Genomic DNA, 15295 nt, shown 5'->3' on the forward strand with positions numbered 1-15295 from the left:
TGCCGTACAGGAAAAACGCACCCGAGGCCACGTACGGCACTGACAAACGCGCCCCCATCAGCGCAGAGGCGGCATACCCACCTGCCGGCAGGCCTGCACGACCTGCCACAGGCTGGCCACATCCTCGGGCGGCAGTACGCAGCGGCGCACCACGTAGTCCCCCACAAACATCATCGCGATCAAGGGCATACCCAATAGATTGGCAAATGTCGACCACCAGGCGATGGGCGCAAAACTGAACAGCAGCGCCGAAACACTGGCCGTGGCACCGAAATACAGCGTCCATGCCCAGGTCACGCCCCGCGTGTAACGCTGCAAATGCGGCGACAACACGCCATGCACCGCAGCCGCGAAATGCGACACCAAGGGCGTTTGGCCAGCCGCCAGCGTCCGTCCGAACACCAGGCACAACAGCGTTTGCATACCCACATGCTCGAGAAAAAACAGCCACTGGTAATGCGACTGCAGCCAGTCGCCCATGGCCAGCAAACCGGCCACACCCACCGCATATAGCACCAGCATCCTAGGACGACGAGGTGAGCGCCAGGCGAGAGAAAAGGCCAGCACCAGCACCAAAAACAGGGCCGACAAGACCTGCCAGAAACCAGGTGAGGGGTGAACCGTCGCCACATGCGCTATGAGCGAATAGGCCGCACCCAGGCCCACGCCCAGTGCCACCTGACCGCCTCTCACCCACTTGCTGGCTAGCGCGGCCGATGTCACTTGGTTCTCTGGGCTGCGATATGGTTCGCCAGGGCGCGCAGGGAACTGAAGATCCGGGCGTTGTCCTCATGGTCGGCATGCAGTTGCAAACCGTATTGTTTGGACACAGCCAGTGACAACTCCAGGATATCGATAGAGTCCAGCCCCAGGCCGTCGCCGAACAACGGCGCATCAGCATCCACATCGGCCGCCTTCATCTCCAGATTCAGCGCGGAGACAAGCAACTCGGCCACTTCCCGCACCAAGGCTTCATTGCCACCGGCCGAAGGGGCTGCAGACGCGGCTGGAGAAGGTATTTCAGTCATGAGGGGGGTGGGGTTTTAATTGGGCACTGCATGCCGCACTATGGGCATGCAAAGGCCTTTGATTTTAACGGCCCTCTCGCAAACACCTATGCCAGCCTCAGCCAGAGGGGTTTTCCGGTCGGCCCCGAATTCCACCGCAAGACACGGAGTGCAGATGCATCCCGGCCATTCATACACTGGACCCGCCCCCACAGAAGGAACAGAGCATGCAATCCCCCCACAGCCTGGACTGGCCGGCTATCACGCAAAGCCTGGACGACAGCGGCTGCGCCCACATCCCCCAGCTGCTCAGCCCCGCCGAATGCACGGCGCTGGCCGGGCTGTATCCAAACACTGCGCTGTTCCGCAGCCGGGTGGTGATGGAGCGCTACAGCTTTGGCCGCGGCGAATACCAGTACTTCCACTACCCGCTGCCGGACCCGGTTGCCCAACTGCGCAGCGGCATCTATCCGCATCTGGTGCCGGTGGCCAACCGCTGGAACGAGGCCATGGGCATCGCCGTGCGCTACCCCGCCGAACACGCCGACTTCCTGCAGCGCTGCCATACGGCCGGCCAGCTGCGGCCCACGCCGCTGCTGCTGCAGTACGGCCCCGGCGACTACAACTGCCTGCACCAAGACTTGTACGGCGAGCATGTGTTTCCGCTGCAGCTGGCGGTACTGCTGTCCGAGCCGGGGCGCGATTTCAGCGGCGGCGAATTCGTGCTCACCGAGCAGCGCCCGCGCATGCAGTCGCGCCCCGAAGTCGTGCCCTTGCGGCAGGGCGACGCGGTGCTGTTCGCCGTGCACCACCGGCCGGTGCAGGGCACGCGGGGCAGCTACCGGGTGCAGCTGCGCCACGGCGTGAGCCGGGTACGTACCGGGCAGCGGCACACGCTGGGTGTGATCTTCCATGACGCACAGTGACGCACCAGCTGCCGACCTGTTCGGCAGCGCACCGGCCGAGCTGCCCCTGGCGCCGCAAGCCCTACTGCTGCAAGGCTTCGCCCTGCCCTACGTACCGCGCCTGCTGGCTGCGCTGCAGGCCATCGCGCAGGCCGCGCCGTTCCGCCACATGCGCACGCCCGGCGGGCTGGAGATGTCGGTGGCACTGACGAATTGCGGCGCACTGGGTTGGACCAGCGATAGCCGCGGCTACCGCTACAGCGCGCACGACCCCGACAGCGGCCAGCCCTGGCCGCCGCTGCCGGAGGTGCTATTGCAGCTGGCGCACGCAGCCGCAGCGCGCGCCGGCTTCGCCGGTTTTGTTCCCGATGCCTGCCTGGTGAACCGCTACCGGCCCGGCGCCCGGCTGTCGCTGCACCAGGACAAGGACGAGCGCGACTACAGCGCACCCATCGTCTCGGTGTCGCTGGGCATTCCGGCCACCTTTCTGCTCGGAGGCTTCCGCCGCAACGACAAGAGCTTGCGCGTGCCGCTGGTGCATGGCGACGTGGTCGTCTGGGGCGGCGCCGACCGGCTGCGCTACCACGGCGTGCTGGCCGTACCGCAGGCCGAGCACCCGCTGCTGGGCGCGCAGCGCATCAACTTCACGCTGCGCAAAGCCGGATAAAAAATTCAATCGCAAGACCCGGAGTGCGGCCACGCGTACCCTTGCCTACAGTGGCCCTACATCCCAAGCTTTTGGAGCCATGCCATGAAAAATTCCGTTACCACCGCCACCGACCCACGCTGGGCCGCGGTCCAGGCCCGCGACCCTGCCGCCGACGCGCAGTTTGTCTATGCCGTCAAGACCACCGGCGTCTATGCCCGGCCCAGCAGCGCGGCACGCCTGCCGCAGCCGCAGAACGTCGAGTTCTTCGACACGCCAGCCGCGGCCGAAGCGGCCGGCTACCGCCCCAGCCGGCGCGCCGTGGCCGACCAGACGGCACTGTCGGCCCAGCACGCCGCGCTGGTGGCCACCGCCTGCCGGCAGATCGAAGCCAGCGACGGCCTGCCCAGCCTGCAGGAGCTGGCGACACAGGCCAGACTCAGTCCATTCCACTTCCACCGCGTGTTCAAGTCGGTCACCGGACTCACGCCCAAGGGCTATGCCGATGCCCAGCGGGCCCGCAAGCTGCGCGCCCAGCTGGGTCGCGGCGGCACCGTGACCGAGGCGATCTACAGCGCCGGCTTCAACAGCAGCAGCCGCTTTTACGAGGCCGCCGACCAGCGCCTGGGCATGACGGCCAGCGACTACCGCGCGGGCGGCAGCGGCACCGCGATCCAGTTCGCCGTCGGCGCCTCGTCGCTGGGCGCGATCCTGGTGGCCGAGAGCCCGCGCGGTGTCTGCGCCATCCTGCTGGGTGACGACCCGGACGCACTGGCGCGCGAGCTGCAAGACATGTTTCCGCAGGCCCAGCTGGTCGGCGACGACGCCGCTTTTGCCCAGCGCGTGGCCCAGGTCGTGGGCCTGATCGAAGCGCCCGGCCTGGGCCTGCAGCTGCCGCTGGACGTGCGCGGCACGGCCTTCCAGGAGCGGGTGTGGCAGGCGCTGCGCGACATCCCAGCTGGCAGCACCGCCAGCTATGCCGAAATCGCGGCCCGCATCGGCGCGCCGAACGCCTTCCGCGCCGTGGCCCAGGCCTGCGGCGCGAACCGGCTGGCGGTGGCCATCCCCTGCCACAGGGTGGTGCGCAGCGACGGCGGCCTGTCGGGCTACCGCTGGGGCGTAGAACGCAAGCGCAGCCTGCTGGAGCGCGAGGCGGCGGTCTGAATCCGCCGGCCCGCACGTTACGATGCAAGGATGGAAAGTCTCGATCTCCGCGTGTTGGCCGATGCCCTGGCCTGGTTGCAAGCCGGCCATAGCGCCACCTTGTTCACCGTGGTGGAAACCTGGGGCAGCGCGCCGCGCCCACCGGGCGCGCTGCTGGCAGTGCGCGGCGACGGCCTGGTCAGCGGCTCGGTCTCGGGTGGCTGCATCGAGGACGACCTGCACACCCGCGCCCGGCCCGCGCAGGAGCTGCCCACGCTGCTGCATTACGGCGTGACGCAAGACGAAGCTGCCCGCTTCGGTCTGCCCTGCGGCGGCAGCCTGCGCCTGGTGCAGGAGCCGCTGCACGACACAGCCTGGATCGCCGAGCTGCTGCAGCGCACCACCGCCCACCAGCTGGTGGCCCGCAGTCTGGACCTGGCCAGCGGCGCGGTACAGCTGCACAGCGCCCGCCGCGATCAGGCCATGGCCTTCGACGGCCAGACCCTGACCACCTTGTTCGGTCCGCGCTGGCGCCTGCTGCTGATCGGTGCCGGCCAGTTGTCTCAGGCCGTGGCCGCCATGGCGGCCGCGCTGGACTTCGAGGTGCTGGTCTGCGACCCGCGCGAGGAATACGCCCTGCCCTTCGCCACGCAGGTACAGCGCGTGGACGGCATGCCCGACGACGCGGTGCGCGCGCTGCAGCCCGATGCCCACACCGCCATCGTCGCCCTGACCCACGACCCCAAGCTCGACGACATGGCGCTGATGGAGGCGCTGACATCCGATGCGTTCTACGTCGGCGCCCTCGGTTCGCAACGCAACCAGGCTACCCGCAAGCAGCGCCTGGCCGCCCACTTCGACTTGGGGGCCGCCCAGCTGCAGCGCTTGCACGGCCCGGTGGGCCTGCGCATCGGTGCGCGCACGCCGGCAGAGATTGCGGTGTCCATCCTGGCCGAAATCATCCAGGTGAAGAACGCCGCCACGGCAATTTAAAGAAAATCAGGCTCTGGCGCAAATAGCACCTGCACCAGCAGCTATCAAAAACGCAGCAACAGGACGGACTAGGATTCAAAGTACAACGACGGCCGGAACAAGGATTCGGCGTTGTTGTGGTCGCGCACGGCCCACACGCCCAGCTCCCGGGCCCGCATCGGCTTGGCGAACAGATAGCCCTGCAGCTCGTCGCAGCCCATCTGCACCAGCAGGTCGCGCTGCGAGCGGGTCTCCACCCCCTCGGCCACCACCCGCATCTCCAGCGCATGCGCCATGCGGACGACGGTATTGGCGATGAACTGGGCGTGCTCGCTGGTTTCCAGGTCGATGATGAACGCCCTGTCGATCTTCAGCTCGGCGGCCGGCAGCTTGCGCAAGCTGGCCAGGCTGGAGTGGCCGGTGCCGAAGTCGTCAATCGACACGTGCACGCCCAGGGCCCGCAGCTTGTCGAAAGTCTGCATGGTGGCGGCGGTGTTCTCCAGGGCCACCGACTCGGTGATCTCGCAGGTAAAGCGGGAGGCCGGTGTGCCGGTCTGCACCAGCACGGTCTCCAGGTGCTCGGCAAAATCCTCGCGCCGCATCTGCTGGCCCGAGATGTTGACGGCGATGCGCATGCTCAGGCCCTGCTGGCGCCAGACCATGGCCTGCTGGCAGGCCTGCTCGATCACCCAGCGGCCGATGGACTGCATCATGCCGTAGCGCTCGGCCAGGGGGATGAACTTGTCCGGCCCGACCAGGCCTCGCTTGGGGTGGCGCCAGCGGATCAAGGCCTCGGCCGATGTGACCTGCAGGCTGCGCGCGTCGATTTTCGGCTGGTAGTAGAGCTGGAACTCCTGCCGCTCCAGCGCGCCGCGCAGGTCGTGCATCAGCGAAGCGCTGTCGCGCCGCGCCTGGGCCAGCTGCGGATCGTATTCGGCAAAGCCGTCGCCGCCGGCCAGCTTGACCGAGCGCATCGCCATCGCCGCCCGCTCCACCAGGTTGCGCCGCTCGGCCTGCAGCGGATAGACCGCCAGGCCGACCGAGCAGGTCAGGGTCAGCGATTGCGACTTGGCCTTGGACTGCACCACAATCGGCGCCGCAAAAGCCGCCGCCACCGTGGCCGCCGCCTGCCGGCCCGCTTCCAGCCCGCCACGCAGGATGAGCGCGAACTCGTTGCCCACCATGCGCGCCGCAGCGGTGTCCGGCCCCAGCCCGGTCTGGATGCGGTGGGCCAGCTCCTGCAGAACCTGGTCGCCGGCCTTCTTGCCATAGGCCTCGTTGGTCGCGCGGAAATGGTCTACATCGACATACAGCACGCACACCGCATGGCCGTCAAAATCGCCGCGCAGCACGGCATCGTCCAGCTCGCGCTCAAACTGGCGCGGGGTCAGCAAGCCGGTTAAGCCATCGCGCGCATAGGCCTGCGCCAGTTCGCCCGACACCTGGGCCAGCAAGGCCGCCGTACGCCGCCAGCGCCAGAACAGATAAGCCACCAGCGCAGCCCCGCCCAGCGCCAGGCACAGCAGCAGCCAGGGCGCGAACGGGCTGGAGCGGATGAATTCCATGGTGAAGGACCGATCTGGTACGGGGTGGATGGGCTAGAAAAACAAGCTCAGTGCATGACCGAAGTGTGGCCAGGCCATATATGGTGCCTGGTTTTTGCCGCAATCGTGCATTTGTACGGTAATCCTGCGGTTTTAGAGCCGGGCATCTGTGCGGCCACCTCGTGTTGCGAGCGCAAGCTCAGGCTTCCCGCTGGTACCCGTCCTCCCGCTGGCTCCGCACCGCCAGCACAAACACGGTGTCGATGGCCGCCACGTAGTGGTGCAGCGCCACATAACCGCGTGATGCGCGGCCGATGACCAGTTCGCGCTTGCCGCCTTTCACCGGACGGCCGATCAGCGGGCTGTGGGTCAGGATTTGCACGGCCTCCAGAATCTCGCCGATGCGCTGTGGCGCCGCACCGGGGTCGTGTTGCGCGATGTGGTCGAAAAAACGGTCGAAGTCGTCCAAGACCTCGGGGGCCAGCTCGATGCGCGCCATGGCGCGGCTCAGTTGCCGAGCTTGCGGGCCGCGGGCTTGGCCGGACGCTCGCCGGCTGCGCGGGCAGCGAGATAGGCCTTGGCATCGTCCCAAGGCACAGTCTTGCCGGTGGCGCGGATCTTGGCCCAGCGTTCCTCGGCCACCGCGTGGAAAGCGTTGTCCAGCTCCACCTGCTCCACGGTTTGCGCTATGGCGTCCAGGATGAAGGCGTGCGCGGTCTTGCCCGCCTGCTCGGCGGCGGCGGCCAGGCGGGCCTTGAGTTCGTCTTCGATGCGGATGGTGGTGGTGGACATGCGGAGACCTCCGGCAGAGTGGCAAACTGTAGCACATATGCGCTACAAATACCGATACACCTACCGAAACTAAGGCTGCAGCCCTCTTACCCGTGCCACCGCCTCCGGCAAATCCCCCCACGCCGGCTTGCCTGGCGCAAAGCGCTGCCGCATATAGCCGGCCAGCTCGGCCACCTGGGCGTCCGACAGGCTGTGGCGGAAGGCGGGCATGAAGCCTACCTCGCGGCCCGCGGGCTCCTGCACGCCATTAAGGATGGTCTGCAGCAGGTTGTCGGGCCGGTCGCTGTGCAGGTTACTGTTCAGTGCCAGCGGCACGTTGACGCCCAGCAGGCGCGGGCCGTCGCCGTCGTGGTGGCAGGCGGCACAGGCGCCGTTAAACAGGCGCTGGGCCGCACCAGGCAACGGGGCTGCCAGGGCGGCTTGCTGGACGACAGCCTGGGAGTTGGTTTGGGGCGCGGTGTCGGTCTGGAGGCTGACCAGGTAGCGGGCCATGGCGCGGATGTCGGCGTCGGGCAGGGCCGCCAGCTCGCGCACCACCGGGGCCATGGGGCCGGTGGCGGCGCCGTGCTCAGGGGCGTGGCCGTGGCGCAGGTACTTGTAGAGCGCGTCGGCGTTCCAGGGCACGGGGGCTTTGGACAAGGCAGTCAGGGCCGGGGCTTCCCAGCCGTCGACCAGGGCACCGGCCAGGAAGCTGCTGCCGCCTTTTTCGGCACCCAGCGCGTTGCGCGGCGTGTGGCAGGCGCCGCAGTGGCCCAGGCCGTTGACCAGGTAGGCGCCGCGGTTCCATTCGGCGCTCTGCTGGGCTTGCGGCTGGTAGGGCGTGGCGTCGTGGAACAGCGCGTTCCAGCCGGCCATCAGCGGGCGGATATTGAACGGGAAGCGCATCTGCGCGGGCGGCGTGGCGGCCTGGACCGCGGGCTGGGCCATCAGGTAGGCGTAGAGCGCGGTCAGGTCGGCGTCGCTGGTCTTGGCGAAGGCGGTGAACGGGAAGGCCGGGTACAGCTGGCGGCCGTCGCGGCTGATGCCCTCGCGCATCGCGCGCTGGAAGGCGCTGAACGACCACTGGCCGATGCCGGTCTCCAGATCGGGCGTGAGGTTGGTGCTGTAGACCGTGCCAAACGGCGTGTGCATGGCCAGGCCGCCGGCGTTGGGCTGGCCGCCAGGCGCGGTGTGGCAGCCCACGCAATTGCCCACGGCGGCCAGTTGGCGGCCGCGCTCTATGGTCGCTGCGGTGTAGGCCGACGGGCCGGCCTGCACGCTGGGCGCGATGGCGGCGCGGCCACCGAACAGTGCCGCGCCCAGGCCGAGCACGCCAGCCAACAGCGCGCCGGTGCTGGCCCACAGCGTGCGGCGGGCCGGCCAGGGCAGGCGCGCCAGTTGCGCCGGGGTTACTCCTGAATTGATAGCTGCTTGCGCAGGTGCTTCCTGCGGCAGAGGCATATTCAATGCCGAACGCACGACTTCGGGGGTGAATGGCGGCGCGCGGAAGCGCACGCCAGTGGCGTCGAAGATGGCGTTCGCAATCGCCGCCGTGCCGGGCACCGAAGAGGATTCGCCAGCCCCCAGCGCCGGTTCACCGGGGCGCGGCATGTGCATGACCTCGATGACAGGCACTTCGCGGAAGTTCAGGATCGGGTAGCTGCCCCACTCCTGGCTGGCCACGGTGTTGCTGCCGGGAGTGAACTGCACTTTTTCCTTCAGCGCGCGGCTGGTGGTTTGCAGCACATTGCCGTGGATCTGCTGCTCAACGCCGGCGGGATTCACCAGCAGGCCGGCGTCGTGGCCGACCACCACGCGGCGCACATGCACCTCGCCGGTGGCGCGGTTCACGTCCACATCGGCCACCCAGGCGGCCCAGGCCGAACCGTAGCCCGGCCATTTACTGTGGTTGTAGCGGGCATAGGCGAAGCCCTGGCCGGTGACCCAATCTCCGCTGGCTACTTGCTGCTGCGGCTGGGTGTGCGGCTTCCAGCCGGCCTTGTCGGCGGTGGCGCGCACCAGCTCGGCGGCGCGCGGGTCGTGCAGGTAGCGCAGCCGGTAGTCCACCGGGTCCACGCCGGCGGCCGTGGCCAGCTCATCGATGTAGGACTCGTGGGCAAAGGAGTTCGGCAGCGCAGACACGCCACGCAGCCAGGAGGCGCGCACGATGGGCGGCATGTCGTGCACGCTGACCCGCAGGTTGTCGTAGCTGTAGGGCGGGCGCGCCGTGCGGTCACCCATCTCGAAGGCCTGGGCTACTGGTTCAATGCTGCGTGTCAGCAGCAGGGCCAGGGTCGGTGCGCCGTTCGACGGATAGGAGGTCTGGAAGTCATACGCGGCTGGCGAGCCGTCGGCGTTCAGGCCGCCCTGCACTTCCATCAGCTGGGCCGCGCCCTTGGGCTCCCACAGGTGTTCTTGCTCGCGCGTCAGCTGCACCCGCACCGGGGCGCCCACCGCGCGCGACAGCAGGGCCGCATCGGCCGCTACATCGTCGGCGCCGTTGCGGCCGTAGCAGCCGGCGGCCTCCATGCGGATGACGTTGATGGCCACGTCAGGCAGGCCCACCAGGCGCGACAGATCGAAGCGCAGCACGTGCGGGTTCTGCGTACCAGCCCAGACCGTGAGCTGAGTCCCCTGCCAATCGGCCACCGCACAGGACGGGCCAATCGACGCATGCATCTGGTAGGGCCAGACATAGGTGCGCGGCATGGTCTCGGCGGCAGCCGCCAGCGCAGCGTCCACATCGCCCTCGTCCACCAGCTTGCGGGTGCTGCGCGGGTTGTTGCGGATGGCCTGCTGCACATCGCGCAGATCCGGCATGCCGGGCCAGGGCTTCCAATGCACGCGCAGTTCGCGCAAGGCCTGCTCGGCCTGTTCTTCGCGCTCGGCGACGATGCCGACAAAGTCGCGCAGCACCACCACGGCGCGGATGCCGGGGATGTGGGCGATGCTGGACTCGTCCACAGCCTGCAGCGTGTTGCCTATGAAGTCGCCATGGTCGGCCCCCGCATACGGCGGGCGCACCACGCGGCCGTGCAGCATGCCGGGCACGCGCATGTCGTGCACAAACACCAACTCGCCGGTGAGCTTGTCCAGCAGCTCGACGCGCGGGATCGACTGGCCGACGGTGCGGTAGTCCTTGGGGTCTTTGACCGGCGTCTGCAGATCCAGCAACAGCTGCACATGCTGGCCAGCCAGCGCATCGGCAATATCGGGCGCAGCGCGTTGCACCAACCAGGCCTTGGCCTGGGCAGCGGCGCGGCGCAAGGGCTCGGCGTGGATTTGCAGCGAGGCACTGGCGATGGTCGCACCCTGGTTGGGCGCCCGCGCGGTATCGCCCAGCACCATGTGGATGCGCTCCATCGGCAGGTCCAGCTCCTCGGCCACCACCTGGGTCAACGCAGTGCGCAGGCCGGTGCCCAGGTCTACATGGCCGTTGAGCGCGGTGACGCTGCCGTCGTCCCAGACGGCCAGCAGAATCTCCACACCCTCGGCCGGGTTGGCGGGCACGGCGGCCGGTTGACCGGGCACGGGCGGCGGAGGGGCCGGCGGTTGGCGCACCACCAGCAGCACGCCGCTGGCCGCATGGAAGTCGGCGCGGCTCAGCGCATCCTGGGCCCGCATGCTCATGCGGATTCCGCCAGCAAGACTGCAGCGCGCTGCACGGCCCGCAGTATCTCTACATGCGTGCCGCAGCGGCACAGGTTGTGCGACAACTGGGCGCGAATCTGGGCCTCGCTGGGCTGCGGATTGTGCTGCAGCAGCGACACGGCCATCATCACCATGCCGTTCAGGCAGTAGCCGCACTGGGCGGCCTGTGTCTCCAGAAAAGCCTGCTGCACCGGGTGCAAAGCCGCCGCCGAGCGCAAGCCCTCCAAGGTGGTGATGTGGCGCCCGGCCACGCCCTGCGCGGGGACCACGCAGGCGCGTGCCGCCATGCCATCGACCAGCACCGTGCAGGCCCCACATTCACCCAGGCCGCAGCCGTACTTGGGGCTGTTCAGGCCCAGGTCGTTGCGCAGCAGGTGCAGCAGGGTGGCGCCGCCGGCGGGCAGCGCATGGGGGTGGCCGTTGACGCGCAGCGTGGGCACGGATTCAGGTGGCGATGTCAGTCGACTGGATGCGCTTCACGCCTTTGGCAGTCATGCTCTTCCAGGCCGCCGCCAAGGAGCCGTTCAGGTCGATGCCGCGTGTGGCGTCTTCGACCACATAGACCTCGAAGCCCAGCTTGCGTGCGTCCATGGCGGTCCAGGCCACGCAGAAGTCGGTGGCCAGGCCGGTGACGAACACCGTCTTGATGCCGCGCGCCTTCAGGTAGCCGGCCAGGCCGGTGGCGGTCTTGTGGTCGGCCTCTTCGAAGGCCGAGTAGCTGTCCATCTCCTTGTGGAAACCCTTGCGGATGATGAGCTGGGCAGTGGGCAGCTTCAGGTCTTTGCTGACGTTCGCGTCGTCCGTGCCCTGTACGCAGTGGTCGGGCCAGAGCACCTGGGTGCCGTAGTTCAGCTTGGTGGTCTCGAAAGGCTTTTTGCCCGCATACGTGCTGGCGAAAGACGCGTGGCCGGCCGTGTGCCAGTCCTGCGTGACGACGATGTTCTCGAACGCGGGTGCCAGCTGGTTGATCACCGGAACCACCTCGGCGCCGCCCTTGACGGCCAGAGTACCGCCTTCGAGAAAGCAGTTCTGCACATCGACCACGATCAGCGCCGCGCTGCCAGGCTTGATCTTGCCGGCGGCAAATGCCGGGAGGCCGAGGCCGCCCAGTACGCCGAGGGCGGCAGTGGACTTCAAAAGGGTTCTGCGGTGGCTGCTGTGCATGGTGGATGCTCCTAAGGTTGGGGGAATCAGACGCTCAAATAGGCGCGGCGCACTTCGTCGTTGGCGGCGAGATCGCTCATCGATGCCTGGTAACGGATCTGGCCTTTTTCCAGCACATAGGCGCGGTCCGACACCAGCTCGGCGAAGTGCATGTTCTGCTCGGACAGCAGGATGCTCACGCCCTGGGCCTTGAGGGCCAGAATCATGTGGGCCATCTGCTCGACGATGACCGGGGCCACGCCTTCGGAGGGCTCGTCCAGCAGCACCAGATACGGGTTGCCCATGAGGGTGCGCGCCACAGTCAGCATCTGCTGCTCGCCGCCGCTCATCTGGCCGCCGGGGCGATTGGGCATCTCGCCCAAATTCGGGAACAGCTGGAACAGGCGCTCGGGGGTCCACAGCGGGGCCTCGCTGCCGTCGGCCCAGCGGCGCGGCGGCTGCTGGCCGACGGACAGGTTTTCCAGCACCGACAGGTCGGTGAAGATGCGCCGGTCTTCGGGCACATAGCCCAGGCCCAGGCGCGCCGCGTGGTGCGGCTCGCTGGTAGAAATGTCATGTCCCATGAACTGCACGCGGCCCTGGCGCTTGGCCAGCATGCCCATCACGGCCTTCAGGGTGGTCGATTTACCTGCACCGTTACGGCCCATAAGGGCCACTACTTCGCCGCGCTGCACGTTCAAGTCCACGCCGTACAGCACCTGGGCCGCGCCATACCAGGCGCACAGGCCTTGGGCTTCCAGCAAGGGTTGTGTTTGCTCTGCCATCAGGCCACCTTCTTCGCCGCCTGGGCGGGTTTCTCAAATGTCTTGCCGGTACCGAAGTAGACCTCTTGCACCTTGGGGTGGTCGCGGATCTCCAGCGGTTTGCCCTCGGCGATCAGGCGGCCGCGCGCCAGCACGATCATGCGGTCGGCGTAGGCGAACACCACGTCCATGCTGTGCTCGGTGAACAGCACGGCCATGCCGCGGTCGACCACCAGTTGCTTGGTCAGGGCCATCAGGTCGTTGCGCTCCTTGGGTGCCATGCCGGCGGTGGGCTCGTCCATCAACAGCAGCTTCGGGCTGTTGGCCATGGCGATGGCCAGCTCGACGCGCTTCACGTCGCCATAGGCCAGCACATTGCAGGGGCGCTCGGCCTGGGCGCGCATGCCCACCTGGTCGAGCAGATGCAGGGCTTCGTCGCGCTGGAAATCGGCCGCCCGCCGCCACATGGAAAACAGCTTGCCGGCCTGCGACAGCAGCGCCATCTGCACGTTCTCGACCACGGTGAGCGAGGCAAAGGTTTCGGCGATCTGGAAGGTTCGGCCCACGCCCATGTGCCAAATGTCGCGCGGCTTGCGGCCGACCAGCTCCTGGCCGTTGAGCTGGATCGAGCCGCGGTCGGCCCTGAGCTGGCCGTTGACCATGTTGAAGGTGGTGGACTTGCCCGCACCGTTGGGGCCGATCAGCGCCAGCAGCTCGCCGGCAGCCAGTTCGAAGGCGATGCCGTCGACCGCCTTGTTGCCGCCAAAGGACTTGCCCAGGCCGGCGACTTTCAGCAAAGGTGTATTGCTCATGGCTTGGCCTCCGGCGCACTGCGCAGGCGCGCAAACAGCTGCTGTGCATAGCCGGCAATGCCTTGCGGAAACAGCAGCACCAACAGCAGGATGATGCCGCCCAGCATGGCGCGCCAGTAGTCGGTATTGCGCGCCACGGTGTCGTGCAGCCAGGTGAAGGTGACCGCGCCGACCACAGGTCCAGCCAGGGTCTGGATGCCACCCAGCAGCACCATCACCAGGCCATCGACCGAGCGGCCCACGCTGAGGGTTTCGGGCGAGATGCTGCCCTTGGAGAACGCGTACAAAGCCCCCGCCAGACCCGCAGCCGCACCGGCCAGCACAAAGGCCGCCCACTGCATGCGCTTGACGTCGATACCGATGGCATCGGCGCGCAGGCTGGAGTCGCGGCCGGCTCGCAAGGCATAGCCGAATGGCGAGAACAGCACGCGCCGCAGCCACAGCACGCCGCCTGCCACCAGCGCCAGCGTGAGGTAGTAATAACTTTGCTTGTCGGACAGCCATTCCGACGGCCAGACGCCGGTGAGCCCGTTGCTGCCGCCGGTGAACGCATCCCACTGGTAGGTAATGGCCCAGGTGATCTGGGCGAAAGCCAGGGTCAGCATGGCCAGGTACACGCCGGACAGTCGCACCGCGAACCAGCCATAGACCAGGGCACCCAGCGCGGCCACCAGGGGTGCGGCCACCAATGCCAGTTCCATCGGCATGCCGGTGCTGCGCACCAGCAGCGCGGCGCCATAGGCCCCCAGGCCGAAATAGGCCGCATGGCCGAAGGAATGCATGCCCGCCGGCCCCATGATGAAGTGCAGGCTGGCGGCGAACAGCGCGGCCACCAGCAGGTCGATCATCAGCACCGTGGTGTAGGGCGAGCCCGCAGTCAGCACGGGCAAGGCCAGCAGCACCAGGCCCAGTACCGCCGCCGCGACGCCATAGGCTTTGCTGGCGCGGCGCAAGGGTTCTTCCTGCATGCCCACGTAGCGGCTGGCGGGCTGGGGCCGGCCCATCAGGCCCCAGGGCCGGGCCACCAGCACCACAGCCATGACCAGGAATTCAACCACCAGGGTCAGCTTGGAAAACGACAGGCTGTAGCCCATGATCTCGACCACGCCCAGCCAGATGCAGACGGCCTTGATTTCAGAGATCAGCAGCGCTGCCACATAGGCGCCGGGGATCGATCCCATGCCGCCGACCACCACGACCACGAAGGCCGCGCCTATGGTGTTCAGATCCATCTCCAGCGTCGCCGGTTCGCGCGGCAGCTGCAGGGCGCCGCCCAGGCCGGCCAGCGTCGCGCCCAGGGCGAACACTGCCGTGAACAGCCAGGCCTGGTTCACGCCCAGTGCGCTGACCATGTCGCGGTCCTGCGTGGCGGCGCGCACCAGCGTGCCCCAGCGCGTGCGCGTCAGCAACAGCCAGAGCAGGCCCAGCACGAGGGGACCGACAAAGATCAGGAAAACGTCATACGAAGGAAACTGCCGGCCCAGAATCTCCACCGCGCCCGACAAACCCGGCGCGCGCGGGCCCAGCAGTTCGTCCGGGCCCCAGAGCCACAGCACGGCATCCTTGATCACCAGCACCAGCGCAAAAGTGGCCAGTAGCTGGAACAGCTCGGGCGCCTTGTAAATGCGCCGCAGCAACAGCATCTCCATCAGGCCGCCCAACACGCCCACCGCCACCGCCGACAGCAGCACCGCCGGCCAGAAGCCCAGGCGCGTGCCCAGCTGCTCGACCAGCGAATACGCCACATAGGTGCCGACCATGAAAAACGAGCCGTGGGCAAAGTTCACGATGCGGGTCACACCAAAGATCAGCGACAGCCCGGCCGCCACCAGAAACAGCGACGACGCCCCGGCCAGCCCGTTGAGCAGCTGGACCACAAAGCCTGAAAAATTCATTCCGTATCCTCAAGAGCCGTGGGCGAGGTCTGCTATGTCGAA

15 protein-coding genes are annotated in these 15295 nt (G+C 67.7%); 4 read left to right on the forward strand and 11 right to left on the reverse strand.

Annotated features, from left to right (window positions below):
- Nucleotides 1–57: 57 nt before the first annotated feature.
- Nucleotides 58–723, reverse strand: coding sequence for a COG4648 family protein (locus tag J2X19_RS24415; protein WP_310377077.1), 666 nt, complete (start codon nt 721–723; stop codon nt 58–60).
- Entirely contained in the window at nt 720–1028 is a 309-nt protein-coding gene (locus J2X19_RS24420; protein ID WP_310377078.1) for a phosphopantetheine-binding protein, read from the reverse strand. Before J2X19_RS24420 ends, J2X19_RS24415 begins: the two co-directional genes overlap by 4 nt.
- A gap of 206 nt (nt 1029–1234) precedes the next feature.
- On the opposite strand from J2X19_RS24420, the gene J2X19_RS24425 reads away from it, so the two are divergent.
- From J2X19_RS24425 to J2X19_RS24440, 4 genes are all read left to right on the forward strand, one after another.
- Complete coding sequence (locus J2X19_RS24425) at nt 1235–1933, forward strand: 2OG-Fe(II) oxygenase (protein ID WP_310377079.1); 699 nt, start codon at nt 1235–1237, stop codon at nt 1931–1933.
- Nucleotides 1920–2579, forward strand: coding sequence for a DNA oxidative demethylase AlkB (gene alkB / locus J2X19_RS24430; RefSeq protein ID WP_310377080.1), 660 nt, complete (start codon nt 1920–1922; stop codon nt 2577–2579). The genes J2X19_RS24425 and alkB overlap by 14 nt, the downstream gene beginning before the upstream one ends.
- Nucleotides 2580–2663: 84 nt before the next feature.
- Nucleotides 2664–3722 carry a bifunctional DNA-binding transcriptional regulator/O6-methylguanine-DNA methyltransferase Ada gene (gene ada / locus J2X19_RS24435; RefSeq protein ID WP_310377081.1) on the forward strand — a complete coding sequence of 353 codons (1059 nt, stop codon included), beginning with the start codon at nt 2664–2666 and terminating at the stop codon, nt 3720–3722.
- Nucleotides 3723–3752: 30 nt separating this feature from the next.
- Entirely contained in the window at nt 3753–4694 is a 942-nt protein-coding gene (locus J2X19_RS24440; protein ID WP_310377082.1) for an XdhC family protein, read from the forward strand.
- A gap of 68 nt (nt 4695–4762) precedes the next feature.
- Here J2X19_RS24440 and J2X19_RS24445 read toward each other — a convergent pair whose 3' ends face one another.
- The 9 genes from J2X19_RS24445 to J2X19_RS24485 all read right to left on the reverse strand — a co-directional run bounded on the left by J2X19_RS24445 (nt 4763) and on the right by J2X19_RS24485 (nt 15253).
- The gene (locus J2X19_RS24445) at nt 4763–6238 is read right to left on the reverse strand and encodes a putative bifunctional diguanylate cyclase/phosphodiesterase (protein ID WP_310377083.1); all 1476 of its coding nucleotides are present in this window, start codon (nt 6236–6238) and stop codon (nt 4763–4765) included.
- A gap of 178 nt (nt 6239–6416) precedes the next feature.
- Complete coding sequence (locus J2X19_RS24450) at nt 6417–6716, reverse strand: type II toxin-antitoxin system RelE/ParE family toxin (protein WP_310377084.1); 300 nt, start codon at nt 6714–6716, stop codon at nt 6417–6419.
- Nucleotides 6717–6724: 8 nt separating this feature from the next.
- Nucleotides 6725–7009, reverse strand: coding sequence for a ribbon-helix-helix protein, CopG family (locus J2X19_RS24455; protein ID WP_310377085.1), 285 nt, complete (start codon nt 7007–7009; stop codon nt 6725–6727).
- A gap of 69 nt (nt 7010–7078) precedes the next feature.
- Nucleotides 7079–10618, reverse strand: coding sequence for a molybdopterin cofactor-binding domain-containing protein (locus tag J2X19_RS24460; protein WP_310377086.1), 3540 nt, complete (start codon nt 10616–10618; stop codon nt 7079–7081).
- Nucleotides 10615–11079: a (2Fe-2S)-binding protein gene (locus J2X19_RS24465; RefSeq protein ID WP_310377087.1), complete on the reverse strand. Its 465-nt coding sequence runs from the start codon at nt 11077–11079 to the stop codon at nt 10615–10617. The genes J2X19_RS24460 and J2X19_RS24465 overlap by 4 nt, the downstream gene beginning before the upstream one ends.
- Nucleotides 11080–11083: 4 nt before the next feature.
- Nucleotides 11084–11803 (reverse strand): bifunctional nicotinamidase/pyrazinamidase, encoded by a 720-nt coding sequence (gene pncA / locus J2X19_RS24470; RefSeq protein ID WP_310377088.1) that lies wholly within the window; start codon nt 11801–11803, stop codon nt 11084–11086.
- Between the two features lie 26 nt (nt 11804–11829).
- On the reverse strand, nt 11830–12567 hold the full coding sequence (locus tag J2X19_RS24475) for an ABC transporter ATP-binding protein (protein ID WP_310377089.1): 738 nt from the start codon (nt 12565–12567) through the stop codon (nt 11830–11832).
- Nucleotides 12567–13358: an ABC transporter ATP-binding protein gene (locus tag J2X19_RS24480; RefSeq protein WP_310377090.1), complete on the reverse strand. Its 792-nt coding sequence runs from the start codon at nt 13356–13358 to the stop codon at nt 12567–12569. Before J2X19_RS24480 ends, J2X19_RS24475 begins: the two co-directional genes overlap by 1 nt.
- Complete coding sequence (locus tag J2X19_RS24485; protein WP_310377091.1) at nt 13355–15253, reverse strand: ABC transporter permease; 1899 nt, start codon at nt 15251–15253, stop codon at nt 13355–13357. The genes J2X19_RS24480 and J2X19_RS24485 overlap by 4 nt, the downstream gene beginning before the upstream one ends.
- Between the last annotated feature and the right edge of the window lie 42 nt (nt 15254–15295).

This window comes from Rhodoferax ferrireducens (genome assembly GCF_031458075.1).
Taxonomy (GTDB): Bacteria; Pseudomonadota; Gammaproteobacteria; order Burkholderiales; family Burkholderiaceae_C; genus Rhodoferax_B; species Rhodoferax_B ferrireducens_A.

What these genes read in the sequence shown, in the direction of transcription:
- J2X19_RS24420 (WP_310377078.1), bottom strand. Translation starts at nt 1,028, where the DNA reads ATGACTGAAATACCTTCTCCAGCCGCGTCTGCAGCCCCTTCGGCCGGT.
- pncA (WP_310377088.1), bottom strand. Translation starts at nt 11,803, where the DNA reads ATGCACAGCAGCCACCGCAGAACCCTTTTGAAGTCCACTGCCGCCCTC.
- J2X19_RS24440 (WP_310377082.1), top strand. Translation starts at nt 3,753, where the DNA reads ATGGAAAGTCTCGATCTCCGCGTGTTGGCCGATGCCCTGGCCTGGTTG.
- alkB (WP_310377080.1), top strand. Translation starts at nt 1,920, where the DNA reads ATGACGCACAGTGACGCACCAGCTGCCGACCTGTTCGGCAGCGCACCG.
- J2X19_RS24480 (WP_310377090.1), bottom strand. Translation starts at nt 13,358, where the DNA reads ATGAGCAATACACCTTTGCTGAAAGTCGCCGGCCTGGGCAAGTCCTTT.
- J2X19_RS24445 (WP_310377083.1), bottom strand. Translation starts at nt 6,238, where the DNA reads ATGGAATTCATCCGCTCCAGCCCGTTCGCGCCCTGGCTGCTGCTGTGC.
- J2X19_RS24455 (WP_310377085.1), bottom strand. Translation starts at nt 7,009, where the DNA reads ATGTCCACCACCACCATCCGCATCGAAGACGAACTCAAGGCCCGCCTG.
- J2X19_RS24450 (WP_310377084.1), bottom strand. Translation starts at nt 6,716, where the DNA reads ATGGCGCGCATCGAGCTGGCCCCCGAGGTCTTGGACGACTTCGACCGT.
- J2X19_RS24485 (WP_310377091.1), bottom strand. Translation starts at nt 15,253, where the DNA reads ATGAATTTTTCAGGCTTTGTGGTCCAGCTGCTCAACGGGCTGGCCGGG.
- J2X19_RS24425 (WP_310377079.1), top strand. Translation starts at nt 1,235, where the DNA reads ATGCAATCCCCCCACAGCCTGGACTGGCCGGCTATCACGCAAAGCCTG.
- ada (WP_310377081.1), top strand. Translation starts at nt 2,664, where the DNA reads ATGAAAAATTCCGTTACCACCGCCACCGACCCACGCTGGGCCGCGGTC.
- J2X19_RS24475 (WP_310377089.1), bottom strand. Translation starts at nt 12,567, where the DNA reads ATGGCAGAGCAAACACAACCCTTGCTGGAAGCCCAAGGCCTGTGCGCC.
- J2X19_RS24460 (WP_310377086.1), bottom strand. Translation starts at nt 10,618, where the DNA reads ATGAGCATGCGGGCCCAGGATGCGCTGAGCCGCGCCGACTTCCATGCG.